Origin of the sequence: Planomonospora parontospora, assembly GCA_014647935.1 — a bacterium.
GTDB classification, from domain to species: Bacteria; Actinomycetota; Actinomycetes; order Streptosporangiales; family Streptosporangiaceae; genus Planomonospora; species Planomonospora parontospora.
In genome coordinates, this window is record BMQD01000002.1 from 309,182 (window position 1) to 326,794 (window position 17,613).

At 74.1% G+C, this 17,613-nt stretch carries 10 protein-coding genes; 3 read left to right on the plus strand and 7 right to left on the minus strand.

Annotation, left to right across the window (positions count from 1 at the left end; all coding sequences use genetic code 11):
- The 3 genes from efeO (at position 1) to IEZ07_RS04495 (ending at position 3,449) form a co-directional block, all read left to right on the plus strand.
- On the plus strand, positions 1 to 1,158 hold the full coding sequence (gene efeO / locus IEZ07_RS04485; RefSeq protein ID WP_191893612.1) for an iron uptake system protein EfeO: 1,158 nt from the start codon (positions 1 to 3) through the stop codon (positions 1,156 to 1,158).
- The gene (gene efeB / locus IEZ07_RS04490; protein WP_239319420.1) at positions 1,155 to 2,414 is read left to right on the plus strand and encodes an iron uptake transporter deferrochelatase/peroxidase subunit; all 1,260 of its coding nucleotides are present in this window, start codon (positions 1,155 to 1,157) and stop codon (positions 2,412 to 2,414) included. Before efeO ends, efeB begins: the two co-directional genes overlap by 4 nt.
- A 120-nt stretch (positions 2,415 to 2,534) precedes the next feature.
- The gene (locus IEZ07_RS04495; RefSeq protein WP_239319415.1) at positions 2,535 to 3,449 is read left to right on the plus strand and encodes an RpnC/YadD family protein; all 915 of its coding nucleotides are present in this window, start codon (positions 2,535 to 2,537) and stop codon (positions 3,447 to 3,449) included.
- Between the two features lie 190 nt (positions 3,450 to 3,639).
- On the opposite strand, the gene IEZ07_RS04500 is transcribed toward IEZ07_RS04495, so the two are convergent.
- The 7 genes from IEZ07_RS04500 to IEZ07_RS04530 all read right to left on the minus strand — a co-directional run bounded on the left by IEZ07_RS04500 (position 3,640) and on the right by IEZ07_RS04530 (position 17,610).
- Positions 3,640 to 5,925 carry a M4 family metallopeptidase gene (locus IEZ07_RS04500; RefSeq protein ID WP_191893613.1) on the minus strand — a complete coding sequence of 762 codons (2,286 nt, stop codon included), beginning with the start codon at positions 5,923 to 5,925 and terminating at the stop codon, positions 3,640 to 3,642.
- Positions 5,926 to 6,268: 343 nt separating this feature from the next.
- A complete protein-coding gene (locus tag IEZ07_RS04505) occupies positions 6,269 to 7,711 on the minus strand; it encodes a helix-turn-helix domain-containing protein (protein WP_204054251.1) in 1,443 nt (480 codons plus the stop codon).
- A gap of 253 nt (positions 7,712 to 7,964) precedes the next feature.
- Positions 7,965 to 9,263, minus strand: coding sequence for an MFS transporter (locus IEZ07_RS04510; protein ID WP_191893614.1), 1,299 nt, complete (start codon positions 9,261 to 9,263; stop codon positions 7,965 to 7,967).
- Entirely contained in the window at positions 9,260 to 9,454 is a 195-nt protein-coding gene (locus tag IEZ07_RS04515) for an MbtH family protein (RefSeq protein WP_068897514.1), read from the minus strand. Before IEZ07_RS04515 ends, IEZ07_RS04510 begins: the two co-directional genes overlap by 4 nt.
- Positions 9,451 to 16,755, minus strand: coding sequence for a non-ribosomal peptide synthetase (locus IEZ07_RS04520; RefSeq protein ID WP_191893615.1), 7,305 nt, complete (start codon positions 16,753 to 16,755; stop codon positions 9,451 to 9,453). The genes IEZ07_RS04515 and IEZ07_RS04520 overlap by 4 nt, the downstream gene beginning before the upstream one ends.
- Positions 16,752 to 16,970, minus strand: coding sequence for a phosphopantetheine-binding protein (locus IEZ07_RS04525; protein ID WP_068897513.1), 219 nt, complete (start codon positions 16,968 to 16,970; stop codon positions 16,752 to 16,754). The genes IEZ07_RS04520 and IEZ07_RS04525 overlap by 4 nt, the downstream gene beginning before the upstream one ends.
- Positions 16,963 to 17,610, minus strand: coding sequence for an isochorismatase family protein (locus IEZ07_RS04530; protein WP_068897512.1), 648 nt, complete (start codon positions 17,608 to 17,610; stop codon positions 16,963 to 16,965). The genes IEZ07_RS04525 and IEZ07_RS04530 overlap by 8 nt, the downstream gene beginning before the upstream one ends.
- Positions 17,611 to 17,613 lie beyond the last annotated feature (3 nt).

Consider the following 17,613-nt stretch of genomic DNA (forward strand, 5'->3'; position numbering starts at 1 on the left):
ATGCGCACCCCCACCGCCGCGCCCACCGCCCTGGCCGCCGCCGTCCTCGCCCTCGCCGGTCTCGCCGGCTGCTCGTCGGCGGACCCGGATTCGGGCCCGGGGGCCACGGCCGCCGCCGGGACCGGGGGCGGCCCGGTCGCCGTCGCCGCCACCGACACCGAGTGCAAGGTCGCCGCCACCGAGGTGGCCGCGGGCACCTCGACGTTCGCCGTGACCAACAACGGCGCCAAGGTGACGGAGTTCTACGTCTTCGCCGCGGGTGACCGGGTGATGGGCGAGGTCGAGAACATCGTCCCCGGCCTGACCCGGGAGCTCGTCGTGGAGCTCCCGGCGGGCATGTACGAGACGGCCTGCAAGCCCGGCATGACGGGCAAGGGCATCCGCAACGCGCTCAAGGTCAGCGGAGAGCACAAGCCGCTGACCGACGACGCGAAGCTCGCCGAGGCCGTCGCCGGCTACAAGCGGTACGTCAAGTCCCAGTCGGACACCCTGCTGGTCAAGACCAAGGAGTTCGTGGACGCCGTCAAGGCCGAGGACATCGACAAGGCCAAGGAGCTGTTCCCCGTCGCCCGCACCTACTGGGAGCGCATCGAGCCGGTGGCCGAGATCTTCGGCGACCTCGACCCGGCGATCGACGCCCGGGAGAACGACGTGGCCGAGGGGGAGGAGTGGACAGGTTTCCACAGGATCGAGAAAGACCTCTGGGTGGCCAAGGACGTCTCGGGCGACGACGAGCTGGCCGACAAGCTGATGACCGACGTCACCACGATCGTGGAGAAGGCCAACGCGGCCGAGCTCTCCCCGGTCCAGCTCGCCAACGGGGCCAAGGAACTGCTCGACGAGGTGGCCACCGGGAAGATCACCGGTGAGGAGGACCGCTACTCCCACACGGACCTGTGGGACTTCGCCGCCAACCTCCAGGGGTCCAGGGCCGCGGTCCAGTCGCTCCGCCCGGTCCTGGAGGAGCGCGACCCGGCGCTGGTGAAGACGCTGGACGAGAGGTTCGCCGCCGCCGAGGCCGCCCTGGAGGCGCACCGCAGCGGTGACGGCTGGAAGCTGCACACCGAGCTGTCGAAGGAGGACCTGCGCGTGCTGTCGGACGCCATCAACAGCCTCTCCGAGCCGATCAGCAAGGTCGCGGCGGTGGTGGTGCGGTGAGCGGGATCAGCCGCCGGTCGCTGTTCGGCCTGGGCGCCGCGGGCGTCGCCGCCGCAGGGGCCGGGGCGGTCGCCGCCCGCGTGCTCGCGGACGAGCCGCCCGCCGCCCGCCCGGTGTCGTCGTCCTCGGCGTCCGACGCGGTGCCGTTCTACGGCCGGCACCAGGCGGGGATCACGACCCCCGCCCAGGACCGGCTGCACTTCGTCGCCTTCGACGTGACCACCACCGAGCGGGCCGAGCTGGTCGACCTGCTGCAGGAGTGGACGGCCGCCGCCGCGCGGATGACCCAGGGCAGGGACGCAGGCGCGTTCGGCGCGGTCGGCGGGGCCCCGGAGGCTCCGCCGGACGACACCGGCGAGGCCCTCGGCCTGCCCGCCTCCGGTCTCACCCTGACGGTCGGTTTCGGCCCGTCGCTGTTCGACGAGCGGTTCGGGCTGGCCGGGCGGAGGCCGCCCGCGCTCGCCGACCTGCCCGCCTTCGCGGGTGACGGGCTGCTGCCCGAGATCTCCGGCGGTGACATCTGCGTCCAGGCGTGCGCGCACGACCCGCAGGTGGCCGTGCACGCGATCCGCAACCTCGCGCGGATCGGGTTCGGCAGGGTGACCGTGCGCTACTCGCAGCTGGGCTTCGGCCGCACGTCGTCCACCTCCCGGACGCAGGCCACCCCGCGCAACCTGATGGGCTTCAAGGACGGCACGAACAACCTCAAGCTCGAGGACACCGCGATGCTCCGCGACCACCTGTGGGCGGCCCCCGGCGACGGACCGGCCTGGATGGACGGCGGTGCCTACCTGGTCACCCGCAAGATCCGAATGCACATCGAGACCTGGGACCGCGCCCCGCTGGCGGAGCAGGAGGCGATCTTCGGCCGGGACAAGGGCGAGGGCGCCCCGCTCACCGGGAAGGCCGAGTTCGACGAGCCGGACTTCGCGAAGACCGGTCCCGGCGGAGAGCCGGTGATCCCCCGGGACGCCCACGTCCGGCTGGCGCACCCCACCTCGCACGGCGGAGCGCGCCTGCTGCGCCGCGGCTACAACTACGTCGACGGCTCCGACGGCCTGGGACGGCTGGACGCGGGCCTGTTCTTCATCGCCTACCAGCGTGACCCGCGCAGGCAGTTCGTCCCGGTGCAGCAGGCGTTGGCCGCCACCGACCCGCTCAACGAGTACATCAAGCACGTCTCCAGCGGGCTGTTCGCCTGTCCGCCCGGGGTGGTGGACGCGAGCGACCACTGGGGGAGGGCGCTCTTCGCCTGAGGGCCCGCGATCCGAGCAGGCCGGAGACGAAGGCGTACATCCCCGGCCTGCTCGTCAGTAGATCGTCAACCCATCACAGAAGTGATTACTTAAAGTGATTCATGTGTGACAATAAGCGACGTGCCATCTCCCCGACATGACTCTCTGATCAACCTGTTCCGCGACCGCCCCCAACTGGCCGTGGAGATCCTGCGCGACCTGCTGGGACAGGAACTACCCGCCACCCCGCTGGTCCGGCTGGAGAACACCACCTTCAACACCCGGCCCTCCGACGACATCGAAGCGGACCTGGTCGTCGTCATGGGGCCGCCGACCGCCCCCGCACACGCGATCATCGTCGAGATCCAGCAGGACACGTCGAAGAACCCCCGGCAGCTCGCCCGCTACGCCGCCGCGCTCTGGCTGCTGCTGCGCTGCGACGTCACTGTGCTGGTGGTCTGCCCCGACGCCAGGACCGCCGACTACTACGCCCGGCCGATCGACTCCGGCCTGACCGGCTACCGGTTGCAGGCCCGAGTGCTGGGGCCGGACGGCATCCCCGTCGTCACCGACCCGCAGCAGGCCGCGGCCCAGCCGGAGCTGGCGGCCCTGGCGGTCATGGTGCACGGCCGTCAGCGCAAGGTCGTCGAGGCGTTCGCCGCGGCGCTCGCGGAACTGCCCGACGATCACGCTCCGAAGTACTATGAACACGCTTACAGCATGTCCGCACCCGAGGTGCGGCGCCTCCTGGAGGAGATCATGACGTCCACCACCTGGCCGGTCTACAGCCCCTTCGCCCGTGAGCACTACGGCCGCGGCCTGGAAGAAGGAAAGGCCAAGGGCAAGGCGGAAGGCAAGGCGGAAGGCAGAGCAGAGGAGGCGGCCCGGCTGGTGCTGCTGGTGCTGGCCGCCCGCGGCCTGGAGGTGCCAGACGACGTCCGCGCCCGGATCACCGCCTGCGCCGACCTCGCCCGGCTGGAGTCCTGGGCGACCCGCGCGGCGACAGCCCGGACCGTGCACGAGCTGTTCGGCGAGACGGACGGAGAAGACCGCTGACGGACATCCGCCCGGTGGCTCCGGCGAGCCGCCTCCGCTCCGCACCTGACCTGCGACGGGTCATCCGGGTCCACCGGTCCACCCCGCCGCGTGCGGGTGATCCTGCTATAACGGGGTTGAAGGAGCGGGTGCAGGGCGACGCCCACCGGTGCCCGGGGGCTCCGGTGGGCGTCTGGGACGGTATCGGCGGTTACGGGGCGTCGTAACCGAGGGTGTAGTCACCGCTGCCGCTGTAGGAGTGGACACGGTAGCGGTAGGTGCCGGCGGTGCCGTTGTAGGTCAGGCTCTCATCGGGGCCGGTGGAGGTGCTGCGGGCCACGGTGCTCCAGCCGAAGGTGCCCCGCTTCTGCAGGTACAGGTCGAAGTCGGTGCCGTTCGGTCCGTCGAGGCAGGCGCGGTGCGTCCCGCTGACGGTCGTCTGGAAGGAGCCCCCGTCAGGCTGGTACTGGCTGGCGCCGGAGCTCAGGGTTCCGGTCTTCGTGGTCTCGAAGCCCTGGCAGGCGCCGCCGCCCGGGCCGTTGACGGTCAGGGTGAAGGTCGCGGTCCGGGTGGCGGTGGCGCCGGTGCCGGTGACGGTGACGGGGTAGGTGCCGGCGGGGGTGGAGGCGGTGGTGGCCACGGTCAGCCTGGCGGTGCCGCCGGCCTGGACGGAGGAGGGGTCGAAGGAGGCGGTGGCGCCCGAGGGCAGGCCGGCGGCGGACAGGGCCACGGTCTGCGCGGAGCCGCCGGTTACCTGGGTGGAGACGGTCGTGCTGACGGAGCCGCCGGGGGCGGTGGAGGCCGAGGTCGGGGAGACGGAGACCGAGAAGTCGTTCCCGGACGAGCACGGGGCGTCGCTGCCCGCCACGTTGACCGCCGTCCAGGCCGCCTGGACGGTCCGATACTCGGTGGAGCAGCTGCCGTACAGGTCGGTGGCGGCGCGGAGCGTGTAGGCGCGGGCGGTGTTGGCCGGGTTGCCGCTGTTGACGTAGCGGGTGCTGGAGGTGAAGTAGGCGTCCAGCGCCCGGAACCAGATCTTCTCCGCCTTCTCCCTGCCGATGCCGGTCACGGCCGGGGCCGAGCCGCACACCGGCGAGGTGCCGTACGGGGTCGCCCCGGTGCCCTCGGCGAGGTCGAAGAAGAAGTGGTTGCCGACGCCGGAGGAGTAGTGGACGTCGACGCTCGCGGTGCGGGTCGACCAGCAGGAGTGCGAGCTGCCGTCCAGCGCGGGGTCGTACATGTAGCGGAGCGGGGTGCCGTTGCCCCTGATGTCGATCTTCTCGCCGACCTGGTAGTCGCCGGGGTCCGCACCGCTGCCGGCGTAGAACTCGACCATGTTCCCGAAGATGTCGCTGGTGGCCTCGTTCAGGCCGCCGGACTCGCCGGAGTAGACCAGGCCGGCGGTGTTCTCGGTCACGCCGTGGGACATCTCGTGACCGGCCACGTCGATGGCGACCAGCGGCCGGGAGTTGCCCGAGCCGTCGCCGTAGGTCATCTGGGAGCCGTCCCAGAAGGCGTTGACGTAGTTGCTGCCGTAGTGGACCCGGCTCGGCACGCCGCTCCCGTTGCCGAAGATGCCGTTGCGGCCGTGCACGTTCTTGAAGTAGTCGAACGTCTTCGCGGCGCCGTGGTGGGCGTCCACCCCGGCCGACTGCCGGTTGCCGTTGGAACCGGTGCCCCAGGTGTTGTCGGGGTCGGTGAAGGTCGAGCAGGTGCCGCTGGTGCGGTTGTTCATGTCGCACGTTCTGCCGTTGCCCCGGTCCGGGTCGACCATGCTGTACGAGCTCCCGGACTGCGTCGTGGAGATCGTGACGGTGCCGGAGTAGATCGAGTTCCCGGTCCCGTCGACCAGGGCGCTCGAGGTGCTCGCGGTGGCCGTCGTGGCGCCCTCGACGGCCGACCTGATCTCGTCGTAGGAGTCGGTGACCTCACCGGACCCGGCGTCGACGATCACGTGCAGCCGTGAGGGCGTCTGCCCGTCGGCGGCCCAGCCGCTGACCACGGTCTCCCAGGCCAGGCGTCCCTGCCCGGAGGACGCGTCGACGAACAGCTCCGGATCGCCGACCTCGGTGATCTTCCCGGTGAACGCGCTCTTGGCCTTCCCGGCGGCGGTGGCGGCGGACACCTTCGGGCTGGTGCCGAGCGTCAGCGCCTCGGTGAGCCCGACCGAGGCGTCGGCGAAGGCGCCGTCGGGCCTCAGGTGGACGACGAAGTCGCCGCCGCGGACCCGCAGACCCCGGTAGGTCCGGTGATAGCGGACGTGCGACGTGCCGTCGGCGTCCACCCGGACGGTCTGGACCTTGTAGTCGTCCTGGCCGGCCCCGCGGATCGCGTCGCGGTGCCGTTCGATGGCCTGCTCGGCCCTGGCCACGGCGGCCGCGTCGGCGGGCGAGGGAGGCGGATCGGCCGAGGCGGAGGTGGAGGCGACGAGCACGGTGGCTGCCGCCAGGGTGAGCGCGACACCGGCCAGGGCCGGTGTCCGGAGGGACCCTCTCATGCTGTTCTCGCTCTCTGACGATGTGGGGGAACCGCGGTGACGGCGTACGGCCGCCGCCGCGGACATCGATGCGAGACCGGTCGGCAGAGCCCGTCGGGATCTGTCGGCAGGGATCGCCGCGAACAACGCGGACGAAAGGTCCCATATCAGACAGAAATTGGTCAATATTCTCAACGCGTGGTGCAAACTTCTGTCGATCAGGAGCCGTAGAGATCACACAATGTGCTGATTTCTTGACGGAAGGTGAGGGAAGGCGCTTGCCGTACCCCGAACCGGCAAGCGCATCGGCAAGTGCACCGGCGGGCGGGAGCGCAGGTGGACCGGCGGGCGGAGCCGCTCGCGGTCAGGGGAGGCTGCGGCCGAACGGGTCGATGAAGTCGCGCACGTCCGGCCGGCCGCCCCAGCGGGTCGCCAGTCTGCCGCGCAGCCCGCGAAGCTCCCGGCCGATCACCGCACTCGGTACGGCGCTCGCCTCCGCCAGCACCGGGCCGGCGACGGCCAGCGCCGCCTCCGGATCCCCGGCGCAGGCATGGCAGTCGGCCAGCCGCAGCGTGAGGAGCAGCCTGGCGGGACGCATCCGCTCCGCGAGGCTGCGCAGCGACCGTTCCGTCGCCTCGGCCGCCAGGCAGGCCGCCGACCGGTCCGCCGTCAGGGCGGCGATGTCGCGCAGGGCGCCGCCGGTCCCCGACTCCAGATGGACCTCTCCGGCGGCCCCGCACAGCCACGGCGCCTCGGCCAGATCGCGTTCCCCCAGCCGGGACAGGCCCGTCCGGGCCCGGGCCAGATGCAGCCGGGACTCCAGTGCGTCGCCGCCGAGGGCGTGCGCCCGCGCCTCGCAGAGATCGGCTGCGACGGAGGTCCAGCGCAGGCCGGGATCGGCGGCCCTGATCGCGCGCGCGTACGCCAGGGCCGAGGGCGCGTCGTACTCCAGGCGGGCGACCGTGCTCATGTCGTAGAGGATGGTGGCGCACATCCCGACGCCGTCGGACACGGCGGCCCAGCCCAGCCCTTTGTGGAGCCAGGCCATCGCCATCCCGTTCTGGCCGCGCTGCATCCGCAGCTCCCCGGCGAGCTGCGCGTAACCGGCGGCGAGCCGCCGGAACGCCCGCCGGGACGCCCCCGCGAGCCCCTCCATGCGCCGCACGATCGCGTGGAGCGCCTGCTCGACCGCCGTGATCGTCTCCGGTGACGTCCGCTCGGCGCCGGCGCGCCAGCAGGCCACCAGGAGCCCGGAGAGCACGTGGACGGTGTCGGAACCGGTGTCCGCCGGGAGGCCGGCGGTGCAGAACGCGAGATACGCCGGGAGCGCGTCGGCCGGTGCGGGCACCGTACAGCCCTCGTCGTCGTGCAGAGGGCACTCGAGGCCGTGGCTGGGCAGGCGGTACGGCCAGCCGAGCACGTCCGGGAAGACCGGGACGGCGGCTCCGGCGTCCCCGCCGTCTCCGGTGTCTCCGGGCAGCGGGCCGGGCCGGGTCCCGCCGGCGGCCCGGGGCGCGGTGTCCGCGTCCTCGTGCCGGGAGGCCGTGTAGACCGCAAGCAGCTCCCCGCCGGCGCCGAGGACCTCATCGAGGTGGCGCGCCAACCGCGGCGACGGCTCGCGCCTGCCGCCCTCCAGCTTGCTGATGGCGCTGTGGTCGTAACCGACCCTGGTCCCGACCTGCGCCTGGGTGAGGCCGGCGCGCTGCCGCCAGCGGCGGAGCTGACGGCCGAACTCGGCCCACGGTGCCGGAGCCGCAGGTGCGTTCGCCCGAGTGCCGACGACGTCCACCAGACCTCCCGCGCGCACGGAGCACACCGGGTGGCGCGGTATGTCACCACCCGGTCACCGAGGTGCCGGGATCGTAACACCGGTCATCCGCCGCCGATACACGTCTTCCGCACAGACCGGTGATCCGGCTTTGAGGGAACGTGATCCCCGTGCGGGAGGCGCACACTGTACGGCGTGCGCCTCCCGCGGCAGGACCGGAGGCCGCTCCGCGGGCCGGTCGGCCGTCCGCCGGGCGGACGGTGGGCGGACGGTGGGCGGACGGTGGGCGCGGTCAGCCGTCCGCCGGGCGGACGGTGGGCGCGATCAGCGCGGCGGCCAGGAACGCCGCCGCGAGGAAGGCGGCGGCGACCAGCAGCGCGGCCGGATAGCCGACGGGGATCGCGAGGGCGCACAGGCCCACGCCCAGTGCGCCGCCGAGCATGCGCAGCGACTGGAACAGGGTCATGGCCCGGCCCATCACCTCCGGGGCGACGTCGTCGAACGCGGAGATCTGGACCGCCGTCACCGCGTGCCCGAGCACCAGCCCCACCGAGAACATGATCGCTCTCAGCGTCCAGGGGCCGGGGGCGGTCAGGGCCAGCGCCGCGAACAGCGCCGCGCCGCCGAGCAGGCCGAGCGCCGTCACCCGCCGTTCGCCCCACCGGGCGCAGACCCGGTCGACGGCGAACCCGGCGGCCATCAACCCCAGCGCCTCGGGGAAGAGCACCAGCCCGGCGTCCGAGGCCGAGGCGCCCAGCGCGTCCTGGTACATCAGCGGGAAGACGAAGAGCATGCCCATCAGGCCCGCCGCCGCCAGGGACGCCGCCGCGGCGCCGCGCAGGAAGCCGCGGTCCTTGAGCACCCACAGGGCCAGCAGGCCGCGCAGGTCGAACCGGCCCGCCGTACCGGCTCCGGGGGAGGGGACGCGGACGGCCGCGAGTCCCAGGAGCACCGCGGCCACGCCGAAGGGCACGTTGAGCAGGAACGCCCACCGCCAGGAGAGGTGGTCGGCCAGCAGCCCGCCGAGGACCGGTCCCAGCGCGGGTGCCAGCGCCGTCGGCACGACGATGTACCGCGACAGCCGCATGCGCTCCTCGGGGGCGTACGCGGTGAACAGCATCGTCATGCCGGCCGGGGTCAGCACCCCGCCGCCGACGCCCTGCAGCACCCGGAATCCCACCAGGGAGTCCAGGTTCCAGGCCAGCCCGCACAGCGCCGACGCCGCGGTGAACAGCGCCAGCGCGGCGAGGAACACCCGCGCCGCGCCGTACCGGTCGCAGAGCCACCCGGCCACCGGCATGGACACCGCCAGGCTGGCCAGGAAGGAGCCCTCCACCAGGTTCGCCGCGGCCGGGCCCACGCCGAGGTCGGTGGCGATGGAGAACAGCGCCGGGTTGACGATCGTCGCGTCCAGGCCGTTCATGCACATGGCCGTCACGTAGACGACCGGTACGGCCCACCGCGCGGCCCGGCCCGCCCCCGCCGGTCCGTCGTCCACCGGGCCGGGCACCGGGGGAGGGGGTGCCGGGGGAGCGGCCGTCGCCACGACGTCACCCGCCGGGCGGTCGTTCGGAGAAGCGGGCTCGTTCAACGGGTCAGGCTCCGGGGACGCAGGTCGGTCCAGTGCGCGGCGACGTAGGCCAGGCAGGCGGCGCGCGCCTCGGGACCGAAGCGGACCGCCCAGCCGTCGGGGACGGCGGCGAACGACGGCCAGATGGAGTGCTGCTCCTCGTCGTTGGCCAGGACGAGGAACTCGCCGTCGGGGTCGTCGAAGGGGTTCATCGGTTGCGCTCCCGGAGTCGGGCCGCGACGATCGCGCCGATCTCGGCGATCGGTCCCGGCCGGGTCATGTCCTTGTGGCTGCAGGCCACGTCGTGGGCGTCGATCATGCCGCTGACGTGGGGCCGCCAGGTGTTCGGGGTGAGGGTGTCGTCGATGGTGTCGACGGTGGCGCGGAAGAACAGCACGTCGCCGTCGAACACCCGGGTGTCGAGCTTCCGCACCAGGCGGTTGGTGTTCAGGTAGAGGTCCCGCAGCGAGCGGAGCGTCTCCACCGGCAGGCCCGCCAGCGGGCTGCCCTCCCGGCGCAGCACCTCGATCGCGCCCTCCAGAGTGGACGCGGCGTCCGGGGCGAAGCCGCCCATGGTGAGCAGCGCCTCCAGGGCCTCGGCCTCGTCGGAGGGCGGCAGGTCCCGCATGCCCTCGGCCGGGTAGGCGTCCAGGATCGCCAGCGGTGCGACGCCCTGTCCGGCCAGCCGGAGCTGCACGGCCATCTCCTGCGCGATGATGCCGCCGGTGGACCAGCCCAGCAGGTGGTACGGCCCCTCCGGCTGGACCTCGCGGATCCGCGCCACGTAGTCGGCCGCGAGCTCCCGCAGGGAGGAGGGCAGCGGGTCGTGGCGGGCCTGCAGGCCGTAGATCGGCCGGTCCGGCAGATGCCGGATCAGGCCGCTGTAGCACCAGCTCAGCCCGCCCGCCGGGTGCACGCAGAACAGCGGCGGGGCCGAGCCCGTCTCGCGCAGCGGCAGCAGCACCGCCAGCGGGTCGACGCCCGTGCCGCCGTCCTCGCCCTGGACGAGGGCGGCCAGCCCGGCCGGGGTGGGCGCCTCGAAGAGCGCGCCGATGGTCACCTCGGCGCCGAGGACCTCCCGGATCCGGGAGACCAGCCGTACGGCGAGCAGCGAGTGCCCGCCCAGCTCGAAGAAGCCGTCGTCGGCGCCCGCCCGGGGCAGGTCGAGCACCTCGGCGAAGAGCCCGCAGAGCGTCTCCTCCAGGGGTGTGGCCGGAGGCCGCCCCTCCGCGGCGGGCGCGGCGGGCGCGGGCAGCGCCCGGCGGTCGAGCTTGCCGTTGACGGTGAGCGGGAGCGCGGTGATCTCCACGACCGCCGAGGGCACCATGTAGTCCGGCAGCGCCTGCGCCGCGAACCGGCGCAGCTCGGCGGCGTCGAGCACGCCGCCCGGCACCGTGGCCGGTACGGCGTAGGCGACCAGGCGTCTGTCGCCCGGCCTGTCCTCGCGGACGATCACCGCGGCCTGCCCGACCGCGGGGTGGCGCAGCAGCGCCGCCTCGATCTCGCCGAGTTCGATCCGGAAGCCGCGCACCTTGACCTGCTGGTCGGCGCGGCCGACGTAGTCGAGGGTGCCGTCCGGCCTCCAGCGGGCCAGGTCGCCCGAGCGGTACATGCGCGTGCCGGGCGGGCCGTACGGGTCGGCGACGAACCGCTCGGCGGTCAGTTCCGGCCGTCCGAGGTAGCCGCGGGCCAGGCCGTCGCCGGCCACGTACATCTCGCCCACGACCCCCGGCGGCACCGGCTGCAGGGTGCCGTCCAGCAGGTAGACCCGGAGATCGGGGATGCCGCGGCCGATGAGGCTGCCCTCCCGGTGGTCCGGGGAGAGCGGCATGTGCGTGACGTGCACGGTCGTCTCGGTGATGCCGTACATGTTGACCAGCAGCGGGCCGTTCTGCGCCGGGCTCGGGCGCGGTGGGCTCTGCGCCGGGCTCGGGCGCGGTGGGCTCTGCGCCGGGCTCGGGCGCGGTGGGCTCTGCGCCGGGCCGGGCTCGTGGCCGGGTCCGGCGGGGCCGGGCCTGCGGGCGTACCAGTCCGACAGCCGGGCCAGCTCCAGCGCCTCCCCGCCGAACACCACGTACCGCAGCGCCAGCTCGCGCCCGTCGTCGGCCGCGACCAGCTGGTAGAACGCCGACGGGGTCTGGTTCAGCACCGTGACCCGCTCGCGCGCCAGCAGGCCGAGGAAGTCCTCGGGGGACCTGCTCACCTCGTAGGGGACCACGACCAGGCGCCCGCCGTACAGCAGCGCGCCCCACAGCTCCCACACCGAGAAGTCGAAGGCGTAGGAGTGGAAGAGCGTCCACACGTCGTCGGGACCGAAGCCGAACCAGTGGTCGGTGGCCGACAGCAGCCGGACCACGTTGTGGTGCGTGACGAGCACGCCCTTGGGCCGGCCGGTCGAGCCTGAGGTGTAGATCACGTACGCGGCGTTGCCCGGCGCCAGGGACCGCTCGGGGTCGTGGTCGAGCCAGTCGTCCAGGTCCTCCAGCCAGCCGGGGTCGACCACGCAGACCGGCGCGGCGTCCGAGATCATGTAGTCGAGCCGGTCGGCCGGGTAGGTCGGGTCCAGCGGCAGGTAGGCGGCTCCCGTCTTGACCACCGCGAGCAGCGCGGCCACCAGGTCCGCCGACCGGGGCAGCGCGAGCGCCACGATGCGCTCCGGCCCTGCGCCGTGCGCGGCGAGCTTGTGCGCCAGCCGGTTGGCCCGCGCGTTCAGCTCGGCGTAGGTGAGCTCCGTCCCGGCGGCGGTGACGGCCACGGCGTCCGGGGTGCGGCGGGCCTGCGCCTCGAACAGCTCGGGCAGGGTGGCGCCCGGCTCGCTGACCAGGTCCCCGTTCCAGCCCTCGATCAGCGTCCGCCGCTCGGCCCCGCTGAGGATGTCGAGCCCGCTGACGGGGCGGTCCGGGTCGGCGACGGCGGCCGAGAGCAGGCGGACCAGCCGCTCGGCGATGGAGCGGGCGGTCCCGGGGTCGAACAGGTCGGTGCTGTACTCCAGGAATCCGGAGCCGGACCGGTCGAGGTTGAGGGTCAGGTCGAACTTGGCGGTGCCGGTGTGCACCACCTCCACGCCCGGAGCCGGGGCGTCCTGGTGCACCAGCATCACCTGGAACAGCGGGTGCCGGTTGCGGGCCCGGGGCGGGTTGAGGACCTCGACCAGCCGGTCGAACGGCGTCTCGGCGTGGTCGAAGGCGGCCAGGTCGGTCTCCTTCACCCGCCGGAGCAGCTCGGTGAAGGCCGGGTCGCCGGAGGTGTCGGTGCGCAGCACGAGCGTGTTGACGAAGAAGCCGACGGCGTCGTCCAGCGCGCTGTCGCCCCGGCCCGCCACGGGCGTGCCGATCGGGATGTCCGTGCCCGCGCCGAGCCGGGTGAGCAGGGCCGCCAGGGCGGCGTGCAGCACCATGAAGACGCTGGCACGGTTCGCCCGGGCGAGCGCCTCGATCCCGGCGGTCAGACCGGGGTCGAACCGGACGGGGACCGTACCGCCCGCGCCGCTCGACACCGCCGGCCGGGGCCGGTCGGCGGGCAGTTCCAGCCGGTCGGGCAGGCCCGCGAGGGCCTCGGTCCAGTGGGACAGGTCGGTGTCGGGCAGCTCGCGCTGACAGAGCGCGTAGTCGGCGTACTGCACCGGCAGCGGCTCGAACGCGGGCGCCCGGTGCGCCCTGCGGGCCTCGTAGGCGGTCAGCAGGTCGCGGACCAGCGGCTCCGTCGACCAGCCGTCGCCGGCGATGTGGTGCAGCACCAGCACCAGCACGTGCTCCGCGCCGTCCCCGGCACCGTCACCGCTCCTGTTCCCGTCGCGGCCCCGGAGCAGGTGGGCCCGGAACGGGGTCTCGACGGCCAGGTCGAATCCGCGGCGCGCGACGGTCCGGACGGCCTCGGCCAGGTGCTCGCCGGGCTGCCAGACGGGCAGCGGCACCGGTCCGGGCTCCAGGATCCGCTGGCAGGGAACGCCGTCGCGCTCGGGGAAGACCGTGCGCAGCACCTCGTGGCGGGCCACCAGGTCGCCGAGCGCGGCCTCCAGTGCGGTACGGTCCACCGGGCCGGGCAGGTGCAGCGCGATGGGGATGTTGTAGGTCGGGTTCGGACCCTCGATCCGGTACAGGAACCAGAGCCTGGCCTGCGCGGACGAGAGCGGGACCGGATCGGGCCGGCGCCGGGGCCGCAGCGGCGGCCGGGCGGTGTGGCCGGAGGGCAGCCGGGCGACGAGCCCGGCGGCCGTGGGGGCCTCGAAGATCGTCGCGATCGGCATCCGGACGCCGAAGGTCTCCCTGATCCGTACGGCCAGCCGCGCGGCGAGCAGCGAGTGGCCGCCGAGCTCGAAGAAGCCGTCCTCCACCCCGGCCCCGGGTACCCCCAGGACCTCGCGGAAGAGCTCGCGCATGGCGTGCTCGGAGGCGTTCTCCGGCTCCCGGCTCCGCCGCGTCGCGGCGTCGACCTCGGGCAGGGCGGCCCGGTCCAGCTTCCCGCTGGGGGTGCGGGGCAGCGCGTCCAGCCAGGCGACGGCCGAGGGCACCATCCCGGTCGGGAGCCGGGACGCGGCGAACTCGCGCAGCCCGGCGGCCTGCCGGGACCCGGTGGCTCCCGCGGTCGCGGGGTCCGCGGCGGGGACGGCCGTGGTGTCCGGCGCGGCCGTGGTCTCCCGGAGGGCCGGTGCGGCCGTGGTGTCCGGGCCGGCGGACTCCCCGGCGGGCACCGCGTAGGCGACCAGCCTGCCGCTGCGGACGGCCACGGCGGCGGCGGAGACACCGGGGTGCTCCTCCAGCACGGCCTCGATCTCGCCGGGCTCGATCCGGACGCCGCGTACCTTGACCTGGTCGTCGGTGCGGCCGAGGAGTTCGAGCCGCCCGTCGGCGGTCCAGCGGGCCCGGTCGCCGGTCCGGTACAGGCGCGAGCCGCCCGGCCCGGCCACGAACCGCTCGGCGGTCAGCTCCGGGCGGCGGAGGTAGCCGCGCGCCAGGCCGTCCCCGGACAGGTACAGCTCGCCCGCGACCCCGGGCGGGGCCGGTTGCAGGGCGTGGTCGAGCACGTGGGCGCGGGTCCCGAGGGTGGGGCCCTCGGTGCCGTCGCCGAGCCGGGTGTAGGCGTCGACGGTCGCCTCGGTGGGACCGTAGTGGTCGACCGCGAGCGCGCCGCTCTCTCGCAGGCGCCGCCAGAGCGGTTCGGGCACGGCCTCGCCGCCGACCACGACGATCCGCGGCGGCGCCGCCAGCAGGGCGGGCATCTCCTTCAGGTGGGACGGGGTCAGGTCGAGGTAGTCGATCCCGAGCTCGCGGACGCAGGCGGTCAGCGCCTCGGGGTCCCGGTAGGTGTCGTCGTCGAGCAGGTGCAGCTCGTGCCCGCCGACCATCCACAGGACGGGGTCGAGGGAGGCGTCGAACGAGAACGACGCGGTGTGCGCCACCCGGAGCCGCTCACCGGCCCGATCTCCGGAGGGGAACAGCCGCTCGCGGTGGCTGGCGAACAGGGCGGCCAGGCCCCGGTGGGTCGCGACCACGCCCTTGGGGCGGCCGGTCGACCCCGACGTGTAGATCACGTACGCGGCGTCGTCGGGCCTGGGGAGGGGGAGGGCGGCGCCCGGGGCCTCCCCGGTGTCACCGGGCCGGGTCCCCGCGGTGCCCGGAAGCGCGGTGCGGGGCGGGGAGTCCGCGGTGCCCGCGGACTCCGGGAGACCGGTGCGGGGCGGGGAGTCTGCGGTGCCCGCGGCCAGCCACTCCGGGGTGACCACGATCGACGGCCGCGCGTCGGAGAGCATGAACTCCCGCCGGTCGGCCGGGTAGGCCGGGTCGACCGGGAGGAACGCGGCGCCGCTCTTCAGTACGGCGAGCAGCGCCACCACCAGGTCGGCCGAGCGCGGCAGCTCCAGCGCCACGATCCGCTCCGGCCCGGCCCCTTCCCGGACCAGCCGCCGGGCCAGCCGGTCGGCCCGGCGGCCCAGCTCGCCGAAGGTCAGCTCCTCGCCCGAGCAGACGAGCGCCCGCTCGCCGGGCGTCAGCCGTACCCGCTCGTCGAAGACCTCGACGACGGTGCGCGGCCCGGTGGCGGCCGCGGCGGACGCGGTGGGCAGGGCCGCCTCGTCCTCCTCGGTGAGCAGGGGCAGGCGGCCGATCGGGGTGCCGGGCGGGACGTCGGCCAGGGCCGACAGGAGCCGGGCCAGCCGCCGGGCGTGGACGGCGAGGTCCCGCTCCGAGTAGAGGGCGGCGTTGCCGTCGAGTTCGAGCGTGAGACGGTCGCCGTCGAGCAGGAGCGCCACGGCCAGGTCGTCGACGGGTCCGGCGGCGAGGTTGCGCACGGTGGCGGGGAGCGGGCCGAACTTCACGTCGGACGCGAACGGCTTGATGTTGAGCAGCGGGCCGAACAGCGCCCGCGAGGAACCGGACAGGCCGAGGTCGCGGCGGAGCTCCTCGATCCGGTACCGGGAGTGGCGGCGGGCCTCGGCCATCCGCCGGGCCGTCTGGCGGACCAGGTCGCCGAGGGGGACGCCGGGGCGCACGTCGAGCCGGAGCGGGAGCACGTTGACGGTCAGGCACGGCACCCGCAGCGCGGCGCCGGACCGGTTCATCAGCGGCAGGCCGACCAGCACGTCGGTGCTCCCGGTGAGCCGCCCGAGGTAGACGGCGACGCCTGCGGCGGCCACCTCGGCCCAGGTCGCCCGGGTCTCGCGGGCGAGCGCCTCCCAGTGCCCGGTGGCGGGCAGTTCCTCGCGGTGCCGTACGACCTCGCGCGCCGAGAGCGCGGGCGCGCCCGCCAGGCCCGCGGGCTCGGGGGCGCGGTCCAGCAGGCCGAGCCAGTAGGCCCGGTCCTTGGAGTGACGCTCGGAGCCGAGGTAGGCGGCCTCCTCCTCCAGCACGGGCGCCAGCCCGCCGAACGGGCTCGGGCCGCTCGGCAGGCCGCCGTCCAGCGCGCTGTAGATCTCCGCGACCCGGCCGACCAGCATCGACATCGCGTAGGCGTCGATCAGCAGGTGGTGCACGCGCAGGTACCAGGTGAACCGGTCGTCGGCCAGGCGCAGCAGGGCGTGGCGGGACAGGGAGCCGTCGGCGCCGCCGTCCACCGGGTCCACCGGCGTGCGCACGTCGGCGCGCATCCACGCCTCGGCGGCGGCGTCCGGGTCGGTCTCGCCGCGCAGGTCGAGGACGGTGATGGAGTCGCGCAGCGAGTCGCACTCCGGCAGGTACTGGGCGGGCTCCTCGGTGAAGCGCAGGCGCAGCGGCTCGGCCTCGGCCAGGCCGCGCCGGAGCGCCCGCTCGAACAGCGCCGGGTCGAGCGTGCCGTGGATGTCGACCCGGTCGGCGGTGTTGTAGACGGGGTTGCCGGGATCGAGGCGCTGGGCGAACCAGATGCCCGCCTGCGCCCCGGTGAGCGGGAAGGTCTCGGAACCCGGCCCGACGGCGCTCGACCCGACGGCGCTCGACCCGACGGCGCTCGACCCGACGGTGCCCGGCCCGGTGGTGTTCGACCTGGCGGTGCCGGGCCTGGCGGTGCCCGGCCCGGCGGGACTCGACTCGGAAGCGCTCAACTCAGCAGCTCCGCCCAGGCCGCGACGGTGGGCTTCTCCGCCAGGTCGGCGAAGGTCAGCTCGACGCCCTCGCGGCGCCACCGCTCGATCAGGGTCATCACCCGGATGGAGTCCAGCCCGGCGTCCATGAGGTTCTCGTCGAACTCCAGCTCCTCGGGGTCCACGTAGAGCAGTTCGGCGATCTCGGCGCGGAGCCGTACGGCGGTCTCAGACACCGGCCACCTCCCGGGTGAGGGCGCGGCTGAGCTGCCGGGTGGTGACGGTGACGGCGCAGCGCTGGGCGGCGTAGTCGAGGGCCATCCGGTGGTGCTCGGCGGAGAAGTCGGCGACCGCGTCGGCGACCACGAACGGCTGCACGTCCCGCATGAACGCCTCGCAGGCGGTCATCAGCACGCCGATGTGCGCGTAGATCCCGCAGACGATCAGCTGGTCGCGGCCGAGGGAGCCCATCAGCTCGGCCAGGCCGGTCCGCTGGTAGGCGCTGTAGCGCCACTTGGTGAGCAGCACGTCGCCCTCGCGCGGCGCCAGCTCGTCGACGATCCGGGCGTCGTGCGGGTCCGGGCCGATGCCGTCGCCCCAGAAGTCGAGGAGCAGGCCGCGCTGCTCGGCGCTCTGCCCGCCGGGCTGCGCCGAGTAGACGACGGGCACGCCCAGCGCCGCGCAGTGCTCGCGCAGCGCCAGGACGTTGGACATCAGCTCGACCAGCGGCGACTGCCCGGGGGTGAAGGCGCGCACGAAGTGGTTCTGCATGTCGTGGACGAGCAGGACGGCGCGGCGGGCGTCGGGGCGCCACTCGACCCGGTTGGCGGGCAGGTCGTCCGGCATCGGGTACGGCTGGATCTGGGGGATCGCCATGGT